Origin of the sequence: Nonomuraea soli (assembly GCF_013761175.1) — a bacterium.
Lineage (GTDB): Bacteria > Actinomycetota > Actinomycetes > Streptosporangiales > Streptosporangiaceae > Nonomuraea > Nonomuraea soli.
In genome coordinates this window covers 98720-113285 of sequence record NZ_JACDUR010000011.1, presented here as the reverse complement: position 1 = coordinate 113285, position 14566 = coordinate 98720, and the positions used below count along the sequence as shown (strand labels likewise).

Annotated in this window: 18 protein-coding genes and 2 tRNA genes; 5 read left to right on the top strand and 15 right to left on the bottom strand. The window is 68.3% G+C overall.

The features are described 5' to 3' along the window. Positions 1 to 44: 44 nt before the first annotated feature. The 6 genes from HNR30_RS43835 to HNR30_RS43810 all read right to left on the bottom strand — a co-directional run bounded on the left by HNR30_RS43835 (position 45) and on the right by HNR30_RS43810 (position 4012). Positions 45 to 1061 carry a UDP-N-acetylmuramate dehydrogenase gene (locus HNR30_RS43835; protein WP_181616150.1) on the bottom strand — a complete coding sequence of 339 codons (1017 nt, stop codon included), beginning with the start codon at positions 1059 to 1061 and terminating at the stop codon, positions 45 to 47. 10 nt (positions 1062 to 1071) lie between these two features. Beyond that, the gene (locus tag HNR30_RS43830) at positions 1072 to 2460 is read right to left on the bottom strand and encodes a CysS/YqeB C-terminal domain-containing protein (RefSeq protein WP_181616149.1); all 1389 of its coding nucleotides are present in this window, start codon (positions 2458 to 2460) and stop codon (positions 1072 to 1074) included. A 93-nt stretch (positions 2461 to 2553) separates the two neighbouring features. Continuing rightward, a complete protein-coding gene (locus HNR30_RS43825) occupies positions 2554 to 2982 on the bottom strand; it encodes a MaoC family dehydratase (RefSeq protein ID WP_181616148.1) in 429 nt (142 codons plus the stop codon). Then, positions 2982 to 3431 (bottom strand): MaoC family dehydratase N-terminal domain-containing protein, encoded by a 450-nt coding sequence (locus tag HNR30_RS43820; RefSeq protein ID WP_181616147.1) that lies wholly within the window; start codon positions 3429 to 3431, stop codon positions 2982 to 2984. Before HNR30_RS43820 ends, HNR30_RS43825 begins: the two co-directional genes overlap by 1 nt. A gap of 272 nt (positions 3432 to 3703) precedes the next feature. After that, entirely contained in the window at positions 3704 to 3868 is a 165-nt protein-coding gene (gene rpmG / locus HNR30_RS43815) for a 50S ribosomal protein L33 (RefSeq protein ID WP_181616146.1), read from the bottom strand. A 70-nt stretch (positions 3869 to 3938) separates the two neighbouring features. After that, positions 3939 to 4012, bottom strand: a tRNA-Met gene (locus HNR30_RS43810). A gap of 278 nt (positions 4013 to 4290) precedes the next feature. Between HNR30_RS43810 and HNR30_RS43805 the strand changes: the two genes are divergently transcribed. Beyond that, positions 4291 to 4476 carry a hypothetical protein gene (locus tag HNR30_RS43805; protein ID WP_181616145.1) on the top strand — a complete coding sequence of 62 codons (186 nt, stop codon included), beginning with the start codon at positions 4291 to 4293 and terminating at the stop codon, positions 4474 to 4476. A 57-nt stretch (positions 4477 to 4533) separates the two neighbouring features. Here the strand turns inward: HNR30_RS43805 and HNR30_RS43800 are convergent, their stop codons facing one another. Continuing rightward, positions 4534 to 5478 carry a trypsin-like serine peptidase gene (locus tag HNR30_RS43800; protein WP_181616144.1) on the bottom strand — a complete coding sequence of 315 codons (945 nt, stop codon included), beginning with the start codon at positions 5476 to 5478 and terminating at the stop codon, positions 4534 to 4536. Between the two features lie 1648 nt (positions 5479 to 7126). Here HNR30_RS43800 and HNR30_RS43795 point away from each other — a divergent pair. After that, positions 7127 to 7501 (top strand): hypothetical protein, encoded by a 375-nt coding sequence (locus tag HNR30_RS43795; protein ID WP_181616143.1) that lies wholly within the window; start codon positions 7127 to 7129, stop codon positions 7499 to 7501. Positions 7502 to 7608: 107 nt separating this feature from the next. Here the strand turns inward: HNR30_RS43795 and HNR30_RS50730 are convergent, their stop codons facing one another. From HNR30_RS50730 to HNR30_RS43770, 6 genes are all read right to left on the bottom strand, one after another. Continuing rightward, positions 7609 to 7725 (bottom strand): DUF6011 domain-containing protein, encoded by a 117-nt coding sequence (locus tag HNR30_RS50730; RefSeq protein ID WP_376771788.1) that lies wholly within the window; start codon positions 7723 to 7725, stop codon positions 7609 to 7611. Between the two features lie 20 nt (positions 7726 to 7745). Then, positions 7746 to 8180 carry a membrane lipoprotein lipid attachment site-containing protein gene (locus tag HNR30_RS43790; RefSeq protein ID WP_181616142.1) on the bottom strand — a complete coding sequence of 145 codons (435 nt, stop codon included), beginning with the start codon at positions 8178 to 8180 and terminating at the stop codon, positions 7746 to 7748. Positions 8181 to 8510: 330 nt separating this feature from the next. Beyond that, positions 8511 to 8586 (bottom strand) — tRNA-Thr (locus tag HNR30_RS43785). A 52-nt stretch (positions 8587 to 8638) separates the two neighbouring features. Then, the gene (locus HNR30_RS43780) at positions 8639 to 8860 is read right to left on the bottom strand and encodes a transposase (RefSeq protein WP_181616141.1); all 222 of its coding nucleotides are present in this window, start codon (positions 8858 to 8860) and stop codon (positions 8639 to 8641) included. Positions 8861 to 8932: 72 nt separating this feature from the next. After that, positions 8933 to 9478 (bottom strand): C40 family peptidase, encoded by a 546-nt coding sequence (locus HNR30_RS43775; RefSeq protein ID WP_181616140.1) that lies wholly within the window; start codon positions 9476 to 9478, stop codon positions 8933 to 8935. After that, positions 9475 to 10473 carry a lysozyme gene (locus HNR30_RS43770; RefSeq protein ID WP_246380262.1) on the bottom strand — a complete coding sequence of 333 codons (999 nt, stop codon included), beginning with the start codon at positions 10471 to 10473 and terminating at the stop codon, positions 9475 to 9477. Before HNR30_RS43770 ends, HNR30_RS43775 begins: the two co-directional genes overlap by 4 nt. A gap of 102 nt (positions 10474 to 10575) precedes the next feature. Here HNR30_RS43770 and HNR30_RS43765 point away from each other — a divergent pair, with 102 nt between their 5' ends. Further along, positions 10576 to 10953, top strand: a complete 378-nt coding sequence (locus tag HNR30_RS43765) for a hypothetical protein (RefSeq protein WP_181616138.1) — start codon at positions 10576 to 10578, stop codon at positions 10951 to 10953. Between the two features lie 10 nt (positions 10954 to 10963). Then, a complete protein-coding gene (locus HNR30_RS43760; RefSeq protein ID WP_181616137.1) occupies positions 10964 to 11464 on the top strand; it encodes a GNAT family N-acetyltransferase in 501 nt (166 codons plus the stop codon). Here HNR30_RS43760 and HNR30_RS43755 read toward each other — a convergent pair. Beyond that, the gene (locus HNR30_RS43755) at positions 11451 to 11735 is read right to left on the bottom strand and encodes a DUF1905 domain-containing protein (RefSeq protein WP_181616136.1); all 285 of its coding nucleotides are present in this window, start codon (positions 11733 to 11735) and stop codon (positions 11451 to 11453) included. The two genes, HNR30_RS43760 and HNR30_RS43755, sit on opposite strands and share 14 nt — an antisense overlap. A gap of 49 nt (positions 11736 to 11784) precedes the next feature. Here HNR30_RS43755 and HNR30_RS43750 point away from each other — a divergent pair, with 49 nt between their 5' ends. Further along, a complete protein-coding gene (locus HNR30_RS43750; RefSeq protein ID WP_246380252.1) occupies positions 11785 to 12729 on the top strand; it encodes a helix-turn-helix transcriptional regulator in 945 nt (314 codons plus the stop codon). Here the strand turns inward: HNR30_RS43750 and HNR30_RS43745 are convergent. Continuing rightward, positions 12726 to 14522, bottom strand: a complete 1797-nt coding sequence (locus tag HNR30_RS43745) for an FAD-dependent oxidoreductase (RefSeq protein ID WP_312895055.1) — start codon at positions 14520 to 14522, stop codon at positions 12726 to 12728. The genes HNR30_RS43750 and HNR30_RS43745 overlap by 4 nt on opposite strands. Between the last annotated feature and the right edge of the window lie 44 nt (positions 14523 to 14566).

The following is a 14566-nucleotide window of genomic DNA, read 5'->3' as shown; positions in this document are numbered from 1 at the left end:
GATCGCGGCAGTTGAGGACTACTCCCCTTCGGTTTGCTCTCCCATTATAGCTGGCAGCCGATGAGCACCGGTTCGTTGACCAGCGTGACCCCGAACTTCCCGTGGACGCCGTCGCGCACCTCGCGGGCGAGGGTGAGCAGGTCGGAGGTGGTGCCGTCGCCTGGGTTGGTGAGGGCGAGGGTGTGCTTGGTGGAGATGCGGACGGGGCCGCGCGTGTAGCCCTTCGTGAAGCCCGCCTGCTCGATCAGCCAGGCGGCGGGCACCTTGATGCCGCCGTCGGGCAGGTCCCAGCGGGGGTGGCCGGGCGAGCGCGACTCGAGGTCCGCGATCGCTTCGCCGTACAGGACGGGGTTGGTGAAGAACGATCCGGCGCTGCGCGTGTCGGGGTCGGCGGGGTCGAGGACCATGCCCTTGCCGCGGCGGATCTCCAGTACGGCTTCGCGGACGTCCTTGAGCGGCGCCTTCGAGCTGCCGAGGCGGCGGATCAGCTCGTCGTAGGTCAGTTCGCCGGAGATGTCGGAGATGGTGAGGGCATAGGTCACCGCGAGCACGACATATCTGCCCAGGTCCTGCTTGAAGACGCTGTCGCGGTAGGCGAAGCCGCACTGCCGCGCGCCGAGGTCGACGACCTGGCAGGTGCGGCGGTCGTAGACGCGGACGGACCTGATCGTGTCGGCGACCATCTGGCCGTAGGCGCCGACGTTCTGGATGGGGGTCGAGCCGACCTGCCCGGGAATGCCGGACATCGACTCGATGCCCGCCCAGCCCTCGGCGACAGCCCGCTCGACCAGCGGGTCCCAGTCCTCGCCCGCCTCGACGGTCACGACCACCTGGTCGCCGTCGCGCTCACAACTGATCCCCTTGCCCGCCACCCTGACGACCTGACCGTCGAATCCCGCATCGGAGATCACCAGGTTGCTGCCCCCGCCCAGGATCAGCAGCGGCACCTTGTCCCTGTCGGCTTGCGCGACGAGGGAGACCAGCTCCTCGGCCGAGGCGGCCTCGACGAAATCGCGGGCGGGGCCGCCCAGTCCGAGCGTGGTGTACGGCGCCAGAATCATGCTTTCCAGACTAGGGGGCCTGGCGCAGCAGGCGGAGCACACGGTCGTAGTTACGCCGCGACTCCTGCTCCCGGTAACCCTCCTCCACCTCGTGGTAACCGCGATGGGTGCGCTGCACCACCGGGAGCAGCTCGTCCGGCACGACCAGCTCGCCCGGCAGGGCCAGCGAGAGCTCCAGATCGGCGTTGCGGTAGTACCGCGCCTGGTCGGGGAAGGCGCCCAGGGCAGCCGACCGGCGCACGGCCATCAGGTAGCCGAGCAGCGCCCTGACCCGGCCGGGTCCCGCTTCGTTCCACTGCGTCCCGTCATCCGAGGGTTCGACACCCTTCCAGCCCGCCGCCACCGCGCCGTCCTTGATCGCCTCGACCAGCGGGGTGAGGGCGTCACCGGTGAGGATGGTCGAGGACTCCATGAGAACGTGCACGTCCGACTCGTCCAACTGCAGGAGCTTGGTACGGCACGCGCCCCATGACGCGGTGCCGCCGCGCCAGTGGGGCCGCTCGGCGACGTGCCAGACGGTGATCCGGTCGGGGTGGCGCTCCTGGAGCGCGTGCAGGGCGTCACCGGCGCCGTCGAGGTTGCCCAGGTCGAAGGCGAGCACGCGGGCGGTGGTGTGCTCCATGACCGCCTCCACGCAGGCGACCACGTCCTGCGGGTAGCCGTCGGCCAGGAGGGAGACGGTGACGGTGATGTCGGCGACGGCGGTACGGCGGCGCGTCAGGGTGATGCCCGCGTCGTCGGCGCGGTTGGAGGCCAGGGAGGCGTCCCAGAGGCGTTGCGCGTGCAGGAGGTCGTCGTCGGGGGTGGTGGGACGCGCCTCCTCCTCGAAACCCAGCTCGGCGCCGGGGCGAGCAGTGGCCCCACCGGCTTCGGCGGGGCGGGCCTCGCTGCCCGCCGTACCTGGCCGACCCTGCGCGTGAGCGGCGGCGCCCGAGCCCGCGCTGGCGGTGGCCGGGGTGCCTTGGCCGGAAGCCCCAGCGCCTGCGGTGGCGGGGGCGCCTTGTCCGGAACCCCCAGCGCCTGCGGTGGCCGGGATGCCGCCCTGGTCGGGGCGGTCGCCGATGTCGGCGCCCGCGCCCACGTCGGGCCGGGAGCCGGTGGTGCTGTGCGCCGACCCGCCCTGCGTGTCGCGCCCGGTGCCGCTGCTCCGTGCGACCGGCGGCAGATGAGACTCGCGGGGCGGATCCTCGGTCCTCGACGAGACCGGGATCGCCTCCACGCTCGGCCACACCTCGTACGCCGGCCGCTCGTCGTACGCCGGCCGCTCGCCCAGCACGAAGCCGTCGTCGCTGTCGCGGACCGTCCAGCCCGCCTGCTCTATCTCGGCCCGGAGCGCGTCCGCCGCGGCGAAGTCGCGCTCCGTCCTGGCCTTGGCCCGCCGTTCTGCGAGCTCCGTCACGTGTCGCGGCGCTTCAGTCATACAAGGCGCCTACCCAGCACGAATGCCGCCATTCGGCCCAGGTGGACCCTTCGACCTCACACGCCGCGCTCTTTACGCCAGCTGCACGACCGCCCTGGCCCGCGACAGCACCTTGGCATCGCCCGACCTGGCGGTCAGCGCGATCACCACCCGCTTGTCCTCGAGCTTCTCCTCCACGACCCCGCTGACCGTGATCGTCGCCCCCTGATCGTCGTCGGGAACCACGACCATGGCCGAGAACCGCACGCCGTAGTCGACGACCGCCCCCGGGTCACCCGCCCAGTCCGTGACGTACCGCCCGGCCTGCGCCATGGTGAACATGCCGTGCGCGATCACGTCGGGCAGGCCGACCTGCTTGGCGAAACGCTCGTTCCAGTGGATCGGGTTGAGGTCGCCGGAAGCGCCCGCGTACATCACGAGGTTCACCCTGCGCACCTGGTAGTCGGCGGACGGCAGCTCCTGGCCGACCTCGACCGCGTCGTACTGCACCTTCGCCGCCATCAGCCCGCTCCTCCCCGCTCAACGATCGTGTTGTACGTGGTGCAGACCGGTTCGCCGCCCACGGTGGTGATCTCGCTGCGGATCGTCAGCAGCTCGTTGCGTCCAGCCGTGCGGATGTCGGTGATCGTCGCCTTGGTGACCAGCTCGTCGCCCGCGTAGATCGGCCTCGTGTACTCGAACCGCTGCTCGCCGTGGACCACCATGGCGTAGTTGAGCCCGAGGTCGGGGTCGGCCAGCGCTCCGCCGCCGCTCTGGAGGCTGAAGACAATGGGGAAGGTGGGCGGGGCGATCACGTCGGGATGTCCGGCCGCCTGCGCGGCCTCCTTGTCCCGGTAGATCGGGTTGTGGTCACCGATCGCCGCGGCGAACTCCTTGATCTTCACCCGGCTGACCTCGTACGAGGCCGAAGGCGGGTACTCGCGTCCGACGAAATCACGGTTCAAGGCCATCTGCTGCGCCCCTCGTCGTCCCTAGACTTTGGTGACGCCGACGCTAACAGAACAAGGTTCGGCTGTCGCCTGCGATCTTTTCAAGTCTCGGCAACAGGGCCGCGCGCGCTCCGCCGTACGCCGAAAACCCCGTCCGGCACCGGCCCGGACAGGGTTTCGTACGGCTGACGCGACGAACCGGCGCCCTCCCCAGGAGGACACCGGTCGTGCTCGTGAATGTTCAGGAGTCCCGCTCTTACCGAGCGGTGAGCTCCCCGCCTTGCGGCACCGGCCTAGCGGGTCTCGCGGTGGGCCTGGTGGGTGCGGCAGTTGGGGCAGTACTTCTTCAGCTCAAGCCGATCCGGGTCGTTGCGCCGGTTCTTCCGCGTGATGTAGTTGCGGTGCTTGCACTCCTGGCAGGCCAGCGTGATCTTCGGCCTAACGTCGGTGGCAGCCACTTGGGAGTGCCTTTCTACGTTCGGGATTGGGACACACCCATGCCCGAGCCGGGGGCTCGGGTTTGGGTTGTAGCGGAGGCCGGACTTGAACCGGCGACACAACGATTATGAGCCGTTTGCTCTGCCTGACTGAGCTACTCCGCCATGGTCCGGGCACAACCAACCCGGACCCGTTGAGGATACCCGACCTTGGGAGCACATTCGAACTCGGCCAAGCCGTGCGGGGGTACCACCAGTATGCCCCAGGATCGCGCATGAGCAGTAATCGTCAACAGCGATCGTGAGGGACGCGTAAAAGGTCCCGTTCTGGCCATCCAGAAACGGGAGCGTTACCGTCGTGACCAGTGGGGGGCGTCCAGCCCGGGCACCGCTCCCGGGTTGGGCGCGCAGCGAGTCCCAGCAGTAGTTGGGACAATCCGACCATGGATCGACGGCTGATCGCCCAGATGCGGGCTGAGCGTCAGGCCCGCCGCGCGGTGGACCGCGCCCTGAGGCACAAGCGCTATTTCGCCCGGAGGATGCAACAGGCCCGGTTCTGGATGTACGGCATCCTGCTCGGCGTGTTCGTGGTCATGATGTTCCTGGGCATGATCGGGGTGATCGGCTGAGCGCTCGGCATGGGACGCGGCCCGGCGGCCTGGCGCCCCATGCCTCTCGCGCGGCGTCTAGCTGTTCTGCGCGGTGTTGTACACGTTCTGCGCGTCGTTGCCGAAGTACGGCCCGAACATGTAGCTGGGCAGGAAGTTGTACTTGAAGCTGTTCACCGAGTTCACGATGCCGGTGCCGGTCGCCTCACTGAACGACAGGAACCACGGCCCGCCGCTCGAGCCACCGGTCATGTTGCACCGCAGGCCGAGGTCGTTGCTGAGAAGGAAGTCGTTGATGGCCGTCCCGCTGCAGTAGATCAGGCGCGAACCGTCGTACGGCGAGGCGGCCGGGTGGCCGAAGGCGTACATGAGCTGGCCGCGCGCCTGGTTGAACGCGATGCCCTGGGCGCCGACGACGTCGGTCAGCCGCTGGCCGTTGAGCGGTGCGACCACGGCGGCGGCCACGTCGTAGTTGATGTCCTCGCTCGCGTGCCACTGCGGCGTGGTCAGCAGCGTGGTGGCCGCCCAGGTGCCGTAGGGCGCGTTGCCGCTGTTGTAGCCGGGCACGAACGCCCAGTTGGTGTGATAGGCCCCGTCGAGCTTGACGCAATGCCCGGCCGTGATCACGACGCTCTTGTTGACGCTGGTCACGGCGTTGCCGGAGCAGGAGGCGGTCCTGCCCTGGTAGGTGAAGAAGACGCGCCCCTCGGTCCTGGTCACCGCACCTCCGGCGGTCCAGGGCTCGCCGGGGCTGTTGGCGCGCAGCGGCTCGACGACGGTGGGCGTGCCCGCCTCGGGCAGGGGGCCGTTGACGCGGGCTCGGCGGTTGATCTCCATCGGCCGCGCGGAGGCCATCCGCTCGGGAGTCCAGAACTGCCGCACCCGCTCCTGGGCCGACGAGCTCGCGGCGGCGGACTTGGAGGGGGCGGGGTCGTCCCTGACGGCGCTCGAGGCGGGGGTGGCCGTGAGCGCGAGCGTCGGGACGGCGAGGAGCGTGACGAGAGTGGCGCGGGGTAAGCGCATGTGCACCTCCAAACAGGGATGCCCGGGACGATAAATCGGATCCCGAAGTGCGCCTATGTGCTTATATGACGAAAGCTCATGATTCTTTACTCACATCCGTGAGAAGAAGTGACAAGCGACTTGACAGCCCACAAAGTAGGTGGGACGGAGAGGCGGATCGGGACTGGCCTTCATGAACGCATGCCAACGCCATTCGTACCGTTGCTTGAGCACCATGGCGGGAATGCCTGTCCTTCGCGCAGCCGCGGCCCGTGACCCTGGCCGTAGGGCCCTCGTGCCAGATCAACGGCGACCTGGCCAACACCTGGCGCGCCTGGTACCGCACGAGGCCTTCAACTACTGGCTGCACGGCTGGTACTACGGCTACATCGACGGCAAGTATCAAGAGGTGCCGGTTTTCGGGAACCAGTACAACTCCTTCTGGAACAAGGGCTGGTCCGAGATCAAGAGCCCACTACACGGCTTAGGATCGCGCGTTCACAGGGGTTCTAGCGGCGCCCCCAGGGCGCAATGATGAGGGATCGTCGAGGCCGGCCCACTGCCGCCTCCCTCAGCACATGAAAACTCCGGGCCTCAATCACTTCCAGATCGGGGCCCACGTCTCCGCGACCTGAAAGACAGCGGTCCCCCGGACCACCCAAGCGGGGGCCTTCGAAGTGCCGCCCGCCATGACGGCGCCAGCGGCATGCAAGAGAGCAGGTCAGTCCTCACGATGTGCACTCTGCCGTTGAGCCACGGAACCATGGAGAGGTCCCGACCGGATTCGAACCGGCATCTCACTAGCACAGCCTGCCCCCGGTCGATCTGGCGCTCGACGGGAATGCTGAATCTGGAGCGAGAGTCTGAACTTGATCGGCCGCCTCTACCTCTTGGGCTACCCGCCCACGAGAGCCCGAGGGAGGCTTCGAACCTCCACTGTGGCCCGTTGTCACCTTCAGCCTCAGCTTGCCCTCCTAACGCACCCTCGCACTCAGACGAGGGGGTTTGTGGGGCCTACCCGAGCAGGTAGGCGAACACCTTCTCACCGATCTTCTAATCGGTGATCTCGGTGCCGTTAACCTCCTCGCGCGCGAACTTCACCGCGTCCTGCAGCGCCGGAGAAGGCGACCGTTGTCCAGTAGCCGACGACCATGTCCTCGGTGAACAGCGGTGACGTCGAACAGCCGGGTCAGCGCGTCGCCGCGAGCAATGCGCTGAAGCGCTCCCTGCAGGCAGGAGGTCGGCGCCACGGCGCGATGGGCACTTGATCACGACGCCCTCCCGAAGGTGGAGCGTACGCACTCTACGAGGGCGTCGTCCTTGTCCAAGGCCAACACCGCAGGACCGCCTCGAGTGGTGGCGCAGTCCCGGTTTCGGCACTCTCGTCATCCCAACTGAGCCAGGGTCGCCAGGTGGCATGGCAGCACAGGTGCTTGGAGACGCGGCGCGGCTCACGGGCCGCCATTGCAGACCGCCTGCCGTACCAGGCGGACACCTTTCTGGGCGGACGGCAGGGCGATGTCCGGCCAGGCGAGGATGCCCCGGCTCCGCGGCAGTGCGAAGCCGTTTTCGGCACCGAGCAGCCGGCACGTCCGCAGCATTCCCAGATGCGCCGTCATGGCCGCTTTGGCATGATTATCGCCCCCGGCACGCCTCTCTAAGGACCTCGTTGCGCAAGATCCTGGCCTACGCCATCGTCGCCGTCCTCACCCTCACCGCCGCCGCGTGCAGCGCGGCTCCCGAAACGCCGCCCGTTCCCCTTTCTTTCGCCGGGTCAGGGAGTAAGGACATGCCAGGCCTGAAGCTGTACGGGGAATACGACATCACGATCAGCCACGACGCAGGCGACGACCCTGAAGCGTTTCTCTTCTTCATCGCCTGGGTCTACGAGGACGTCGATAGCCCAGAGGCGATCATCCTCAAGGACCGGGACAAGCGGAAGAACACGGTGACGATCACACGCGAGTACGACGGCATCTACGAGCTGGCCATCGCAGCTGCCGACAACGAGAAGTGGAAGGTCGACTTCAAGCCCAAGCCCTGACCATCCTGCCTACTCCACGACGGTGTCGAACCACTCCAGCAGAAACGCCCACGCCTCGACAGCCGCGATCTCCATCAGACTGGACTCCGGCGAGCGGACATCGATTCCTAGCTGGTACGGCACGTGGGGCCGATCATGCAGCCAAGCGACTCAGGGTCTCGGAGGGTTCGCTTGCAGGCTCGGCAGCGGGCAACGGCGGACCACCGCCCGCTGGTCGGCGTCATCGAGCAGCTCGCCCAGGGTGTCACACGAAGTCAGCCGCAACGAGCTTGAAGCTCTTCACTTTGGCGCCCTCTGCCTCCTGGTCGTGGACATAGGCGGTCAGAGTCTTGGACACGCCTGGGCGGACGTCGTACTCGACCGTGGTCGCGGTGAAGACGCCCTTGCTGGTGGTGACCTCGAACTCGACTTCGATGCCGGTCTTGGCATCGCGCTTGTTGGTGAACTTGACGCACACGATCTTGGATCCGATGGAGTCGGGGCAGTAGCGCGGCTTGCCCAGCATCTCGATCGCCTCTGGGTTGATATCAGGCTCGGCGACAGGCTCCTGCGTGGGCTGCACGGGGGTAGCGACCACGGTTTCCGGCTGTGCGGCGCGATTCCCGACCGGCGTTGGCTCTTGCCCACCGCAGGCGGTGAGGGCTGCGGCGATGACTGCGAGGCTGATGATGCGCTTCATGACTGGTTGTCCTTGGGGGACCGGATATCGTTACGCCTGGTGTCTGAAATATGACAAAAAGTCACCCATGGGATTCTGCGGGGCTGCTCTGAGAGCGCGGAGCGCGGCCAAGGTCCGCCCGGAGCCGATGCCGCTGGGCTGCCTGGTAGAGCGCGGCGGAGCGCCGGTTCTCATCAATGTCGATGCGGTGCGGCCTGGCAGCCCCCGGACCAGCCGTACGAGGCGCTGCGGCGTGAAGTGGCGCTGTCGAGAGCGCAGGAGAGTTGATCTAGCAAAACGAAGAACGCCCGGCTCCGAGTGACTCGGACCGAGCGCTTGCCTTGCTGGAAGTGGAGCCCCCAAACGGAATCGAACCGTTGACCTTCTCCTTACCATGGAGACGCTCTGCCGACTGAGCTATAGGGGCCTGTCTCGCTGCGCCCTTGGGCGCTGCGGACAGGTGTAACCATACACGGCACTCACCCATGATGCGAACTGGAACCGGCACCCTGGTAGTGACGGCCCACCGGCAGCCGGACCACCTCGCATAAATCGGCGAGCGCGACGAACCGGGCGACCTGTTCGACCGAGACGCAGTCGGCGATCAGCCAGCCGTGTCTGCGGATCCTGAGCACCTGGCGCCCCGCGCGGGTGGCGGGAGCCACCTCGTAGCCGTCGGGTCCGATCCACCGCCTGTCCATAGCGGCTCACAGTAGCGACCGGGTCTCTCATTTTTCGGCAGACCCATGCGTTACCAGCCATACCAAGATGGTTCAGAGCCGGTAGAAGCCGATGAGGCCCTTCTTGGTGGCGATCTTGTCGATGCGGACCTTGGCGCCCGTCTCGGGGGCGTTCATCATCTCGCCTGAACCCAGATAAATCCCGACGTGGCTGGTCTTGGCGGCGTTCTTTCCGAAGAACACCAGGTCACCGGGGCGCGGGATCGCGGCCTTGCGTAACTTGGCGATGTGGTCGTCGGTCGTGCCGGGACCCAGGACGTCGGTGCCGTGCGCCAGCGCGTAGACCCAGCGGACGAAGCCCGAGCAGTCGAGCCCGCGGGTCTTGGCCGCCGGGCACGGTTTGATCTTCCCCCGGTATCCGAGGCAGGTCCCCCGCGACGGACCCGGCCGGGACGCGTGCCCGCCGCCCCAGGAGTAGACGATGTCGCGCTTCTCCAGCTCGTAGGCGATGGTCACGATGGCCGGGTCGACCTGCCGCCAGACGGGGGCGCTGGCGGCGGTGAGGAGCAGGACGGCCAGCGCGCCGGCCCTGGCCGCCGCGCCGTGCCTGGCTGGACCTGGCAGCGCCCGGAAAATCATGCTTTAAGGGTTACCTTCACCTCTCCCACGGTAAATCGGATCCCGACCGAACCGGCGGGCTTGGGCTTGATCGAGAAGACGAGGTTCAGCTTCTTCCCCACGTTGATCTTCGGGATCAGGCACTTCACCGCCGTCCCGCTGAACTTGCAGCCCTTGGGGGCCTTGGAGATCTTCCCTCCGAAGGCGCGGCCGTCGACGCGGATGTCGGTGAGCGGGTGCGGCCCGGTGTTGGCCAGGGAGAGCACGAACGTCTTGCGCCCGCGTGCCGTACCTCCCACGCTGACCTCGGCGGGCGGGTTGGCGAGCTCCTTGAGCTGGCTCTCGGTGCCGTTGAAGGAGTCCTGCCCGCCGACGAGCGTGCCCTTGTCGGCCGACTGCCAGAAGGTGTGCTTGGTCCAGCCCTTGGGCAGCTCGCCGGGCTCGGTGCCCCATCGGGCCAGCCAGAGCGGGTTGGCCTTGAACTTCGTGGAGTCCGCGGTGCAGGTCCGCCACCAGCTCGTGGTGGTGTAGATGATCGCGTTCCGCCCGGTCCTGCGCTTGTAGGTGGTGGTGAAGTCCTTGATCCACGTCACCATCTGCTCGGGCGTCAGGTTGTAGCAGGTGTTGAGCCCGTTGCGGTCCTTGTACGGGTTGTCCTCGAGGTCCAGCACGCCGGGCAGGGTGAGGCCGTCGGCGACCCAGGCGCCTCCGTTGGCGAGGAAGTGCTCGGCCTGCTGGGTGCCTTCAGAGGAGTTGGGCAGCGCGAAGTGGTAGGCGCCGCGCACCAGCCCCGCGCCGGCCGCTCCGCCGTACTGGCTCTGGAAGGCCGGGCTGGTCCAGTCGCTGCCCTCGGTGGCGTGGACGAACGCGAACTTGCCGCCGCCCGAGGTCACCGTGGACCAGTCGACCTCGCCGGTCCAGTTGCTCACGTCCACGCCGGGCACGCCGTTGCTCGCCTCGGCGGTGCCGCTCAGCGCGGGCACTCCCAGGGCCGCCAGGGCGGCGATCAGCACCATACGTTTCACGGGGTGCTTCCTTTCACGGAGGGGTGTCGAAGATCCTGACGTAAGCGCGCACACACCCGCAACGGTGGACGAATATCATCTACGCTCGTCACCGTGGACATCGAGGGTCAGGGCGCGGCGGCGCTGCTGGTGTCCCTGGGCCGGGCGAGCGAGGTCTTCTTCCACCTCGACCACCCCCACGTGCGCCACCAGGCGTTCTCCTACCTCATCCCCGACGGCGGGGCGGCCACGGGCACGGTCTTCACTCTTCCGGACGGCCGCGAGGTACATTTCTCGGTGTCGTTCGCGCTCAGGGACGGCGCCTTCCGCATCGAGGGCACGGCCGCGGTCGAGGACGAGGCCCTGCTGTCGATGCCGGTCCGGCTGCTGCCCGATCTGCACGAGGCGATCGCCGTCCTGGAGAGATACGTCGACGAGGTCACCGAGCCCGTCCGCAGGCTCGTGGACGAGCTGCTGGAGGAGCTCGCGTAAGCTCCGCCGCATGAGACTCGGGACACTCGCCGACGCCCCACAGATCGCCGCGCTGCACGTCGACAGCTGGGTGAACGCCTACGCGGGCATCCTGCCCGACGAGTACCTGGCGGGGCCGCTGCTCCAGGAGCGGCTCGAACTCTGGGACGCCCGTCTCACCTACGCGGCCGACGACGCGTGCCTGCTCATCGCGGGCGCTCACGAGGGATTCGCCTACCTGGTCCCCCAGCACGACGGGCGGGTGCTGCTCGACAACCTGCACGTCCAGCCGGGACTCAAGCGCTCGGGCATCGGGCGTTCGCTCATGCGGGAGGCGTTCGCCTGGACGGCTGCGCACCATCCGGGAGCGTCGCTCTATCTGGAGGTGCTGCGCGACAACACGCCCGCCATCGCCTTCTACGAGCGCATGGGCGGGCAGGTCACCCGGGAGTTCGACGAGACCTTCCCCGCCGGGTTCGTGATGCCGGTCATCGAGTACACCTGGACGCCCGGCCGCTTCAGCCCGTGCTGAGCCGTACGGTCACGACGTCGCCCTCGTCGATGCCCTCGGCCTTGCGCACCACCGTCTTGACCGGCACGACGTAGAGCCCGTCCTTGGGCCACAACGAGGTCGTCCACTCGGTGCGGCCGATGCGCGCGCTGACCGGGATCATGCCCCAGCCGTAGGTGACGCCGGCGGACACCTGGTGCAGGTCGAGGCTCTGCTCCTCCGGCACCGTGACGAAGAACCACGGGGCGGGGCCGCGCCAGTACCAGACCTCGCCGCTGAACTCGAGCTCCATGCGCGCCATGCTAGATTCCGATCCGGACGTTACCCTTCCGGAATCACACATGAGCCCCACCGCGCGAGCGCTGCTCGCCCTCGAACTGATCCAGGCCTCACCCGGCATCACCGCCGAGCGCCTGGCCGACAAGCTGGGCGTCTCCGAACGCGCCGCCCGCCGTTACGTCGCGATCCTCCGCGAAGCGGGCATCCCCATCGAGTCGACGCGCGGGCCGTTCGGCGGCTTCACCGTGGGGCGCGGCCTGCGCCTGCCGCCGCTGACCTTCACCGCGACCGAGGCGCTCGGCCTGGTCATGGCGGTGCTCGACGGCCACCACGCGGCGAGCGACCCCACCGACCTCGTCGGGAGCGCGCTCGGCAAGATCATCAGGGCCCTGCCCGCGCCCGTCGCCGCCCAGGCCGAGGCGGTACGGCGGGCGGCCGCCCCCGCGCCCGACCGGGCCGCCGCGCGGCCCGATCCCGACATCACGACCACCCTGGTCCAGGCCTGCTCCCAGCGCCGCCGCGTACGCATCGGCTACCGCTCGGAGGCGGGCTCGGAGCGGGACTTCGAGGTCGACCCCTGGTCCGTGGTCGTACGGCACGGCCGGTGGTACCTGTTGTGCCACTCCCATTCCGCCGGCGCCGTCCGCACCTATCGTGTCGACCGGGTGCGGTCCGCCGCCGTCCTCGACGCTCCCTTCACCCCTCCCCCCGACCTGGATCCCGTGGCCATGCTCGAGACGAATCTGTCGGCCGGGTGGGAGTTCGAGGTCGAGGTGATCATCGAGGCGCCGCTCCCGGACGCCGGCCGCTGCCTGCCGCGCATCATGGGCACACTCGAACCCGTCGACCCGGCGACGACGCGCCTGCTCGGCAGCACCAGCAACCCGCAGTGGTACGCCGAGCAGCTCGCCGTCCTGCCCGTGCCGTTCCGTGTGGTCGAGTGCCCCGAGCTCCGCGCGGCGGTCCTGGACATCGGTCAGCGCATGATCGCCGCGACCCGGCTCTAGGTGCGTCCCGGCCAGTAGGGGCTGAGCAGGTCGAACCTGTTCGGCAGACCCAGCAGGTAGCGGATGTCGTCGCTGTCGTAGATCGCGTCGAACTCGCGCGGCAGGTAGAGCTCGAACAGCCGCGCCCTGGTCGCCGAGGATCTCGCGGCGTCCATGATGGCGTTGGCGGCCATGCGCCCGGCCTCGTTGCCGCCCTCCATCGTGGCCAGGTTGATGCTGTTGCGCACGTAGTCGGCGGCGAGGAAGAGGTTGGGGATGCGGGTCGTCGCGCCTGGCCGGTTCGACCACGACGACGGGGTGTTGATCAGCAGCGGCTCCTCGTTGGCGACGGCCGCAGTGCCCTCGCCCGTGATGGCCGGGTCGACGAACCACGAGTGCACGATCGAGTCGGGCAGCATGGCCGCACCGCCCGGCAGGGCCGAGCGCACCTGCGCCAGGACCTCCTGGACGATCTGCGGCCTAGTGCACTGCTTGGCGGTCTTGCCGAACAGGATGCCAGGTGTGTTCCAGTCGGACAGGTCGAGGGAGAGGCAGTCGGTCGCCCGGCCGTCGCCGTACGTCGCCGCGAAGTCGTTGCTCCAGAACTGCGCCTGGCTGATCGAGGTGAGCGCCCACGGGGTCGCCGCGTAGATCAGGTGGCCCTCGGCGATCGGCCTGGGCTCCTTGAGGTAGATCATCACCCCGTTCATCCAGTCGGTCTCCAGCAGGCCGAGCCTGGCCAGGGCGGGGTCGGCGCTTTTCAGGGCGGGCGTGAGCAGGGGTTGCAGGCGCTCGACCGGCATCGCGGCGACGTAGTGGTCGGCGGTGACCGTGCCGGCGGCACCGCTGGGGTCGGTGACGCGCACGCCCGTGATGCGCCCGCCGGAGTAGTCGAGGCCGGTGGCCGTCCAGCCCACCTTGAACTGCACGCCCATGCTGGTCAGGTGGTTGATCCAGGGGGTGATCCAGACGTCGCTCGAGGGCCCGTTGAGCACCTGGTCCGGTGGTCCGTACGGCCCGAGGCCGAGGCCGCTGAAGATGAGCGCCTCGAACATCAGGCCCATGGTGCGCGTGTTGGCCTTGTCGGGCTGCGCGGCCACGAGGGAGGCGGTGAACATGTGCACCAGCAGGTCGCGGTACTCCTGCGACATGATGTCGGCCTTGATGAAGTCGGAGAACGCCATGTTCTCCCACTGGCCCAGCCGCCTGCGCGGACCGCTGGTGACGAAGGTGATGAGCTTGGAGAGGAAGAAGTCGATCTGCAGGATCGGCACGGTGGTCAGCGCGGTCAGGGCGGTGCGCAGGTAGTCTCTGATCGCCTCGGGGGTGAGCACTCCTCCCACGTCGCCGGGGATCGGGACGCGTAACTCCTTGCCCTTGTAGGCGATGACCTCCAGGGTGGCGGCCACGAGGTTGTCGCGCACGGTGCCTGAGCCGAACGGGATCCGGCTCATCGTGTCGGGCAGGTTCTGGTAGAAGCCGGGGAAGAAGCGGAAGCCGTGCTCGCCCGGCAGATCCTGGCGGCCTCCCGCGCCGGTGCCGGGGACGGGGATGCTCCTGGACTTGCCGCCCAGGGTCTTGCGCTCGTAGACGGTGACCTGGAAGCCGCGCTCGGCGAGTTCGTGGGCGGCGCTGAGGCCGCCCATCCCGGCTCCGAAGATCGCGACGTTCCGGCCGGCGGCGGCGCCCACCAGGGAGGGGGCCGCCGCTCTGGCTCCTTGCGTGCCCCACAGGGGGCTCGTCGCCGCTCCGGCCACCGTGGCCATGGCGCCCGTGACGAAGCGGCGCCGTCCGACCGTGTTGTTGTCGTCCACGGGTGAACCTCCCACCTAACCGACACTGCTGTTGGTTCAGTTAG

Coding starts and splice junctions, on each gene's coding strand:
- HNR30_RS43790 (WP_181616142.1), bottom strand. CDS start 8,180: ATGAAGCGCATCATCAGCCTCGCAGTCATCGCCGCAGCCCTCACCGCC.
- HNR30_RS43760 (WP_181616137.1), top strand. CDS start 10,964: ATGAGACTCGGGACACTCGCCGACGCCCCACAGATCGCCGCGCTGCAC.
- HNR30_RS43780 (WP_181616141.1), bottom strand. CDS start 8,860: ATGGACAGGCGGTGGATCGGACCCGACGGCTACGAGGTGGCTCCCGCC.
- HNR30_RS43805 (WP_181616145.1), top strand. CDS start 4,291: ATGGATCGACGGCTGATCGCCCAGATGCGGGCTGAGCGTCAGGCCCGC.
- HNR30_RS43800 (WP_181616144.1), bottom strand. CDS start 5,478: ATGCGCTTACCCCGCGCCACTCTCGTCACGCTCCTCGCCGTCCCGACG.
- HNR30_RS43825 (WP_181616148.1), bottom strand. CDS start 2,982: ATGGCGGCGAAGGTGCAGTACGACGCGGTCGAGGTCGGCCAGGAGCTG.
- HNR30_RS43775 (WP_181616140.1), bottom strand. CDS start 9,478: ATGATTTTCCGGGCGCTGCCAGGTCCAGCCAGGCACGGCGCGGCGGCC.
- HNR30_RS50730 (WP_376771788.1), bottom strand. CDS start 7,725: ATGACGCCGACCAGCGGGCGGTGGTCCGCCGTTGCCCGCTGCCGAGCC.
- HNR30_RS43755 (WP_181616136.1), bottom strand. CDS start 11,735: ATGGAGCTCGAGTTCAGCGGCGAGGTCTGGTACTGGCGCGGCCCCGCC.
- HNR30_RS43835 (WP_181616150.1), bottom strand. CDS start 1,061: ATGATTCTGGCGCCGTACACCACGCTCGGACTGGGCGGCCCCGCCCGC.
- HNR30_RS43750 (WP_246380252.1), top strand. CDS start 11,785: ATGAGCCCCACCGCGCGAGCGCTGCTCGCCCTCGAACTGATCCAGGCC.
- HNR30_RS43820 (WP_181616147.1), bottom strand. CDS start 3,431: ATGGCCTTGAACCGTGATTTCGTCGGACGCGAGTACCCGCCTTCGGCC.
- HNR30_RS43770 (WP_246380262.1), bottom strand. CDS start 10,473: ATGGTGCTGATCGCCGCCCTGGCGGCCCTGGGAGTGCCCGCGCTGAGC.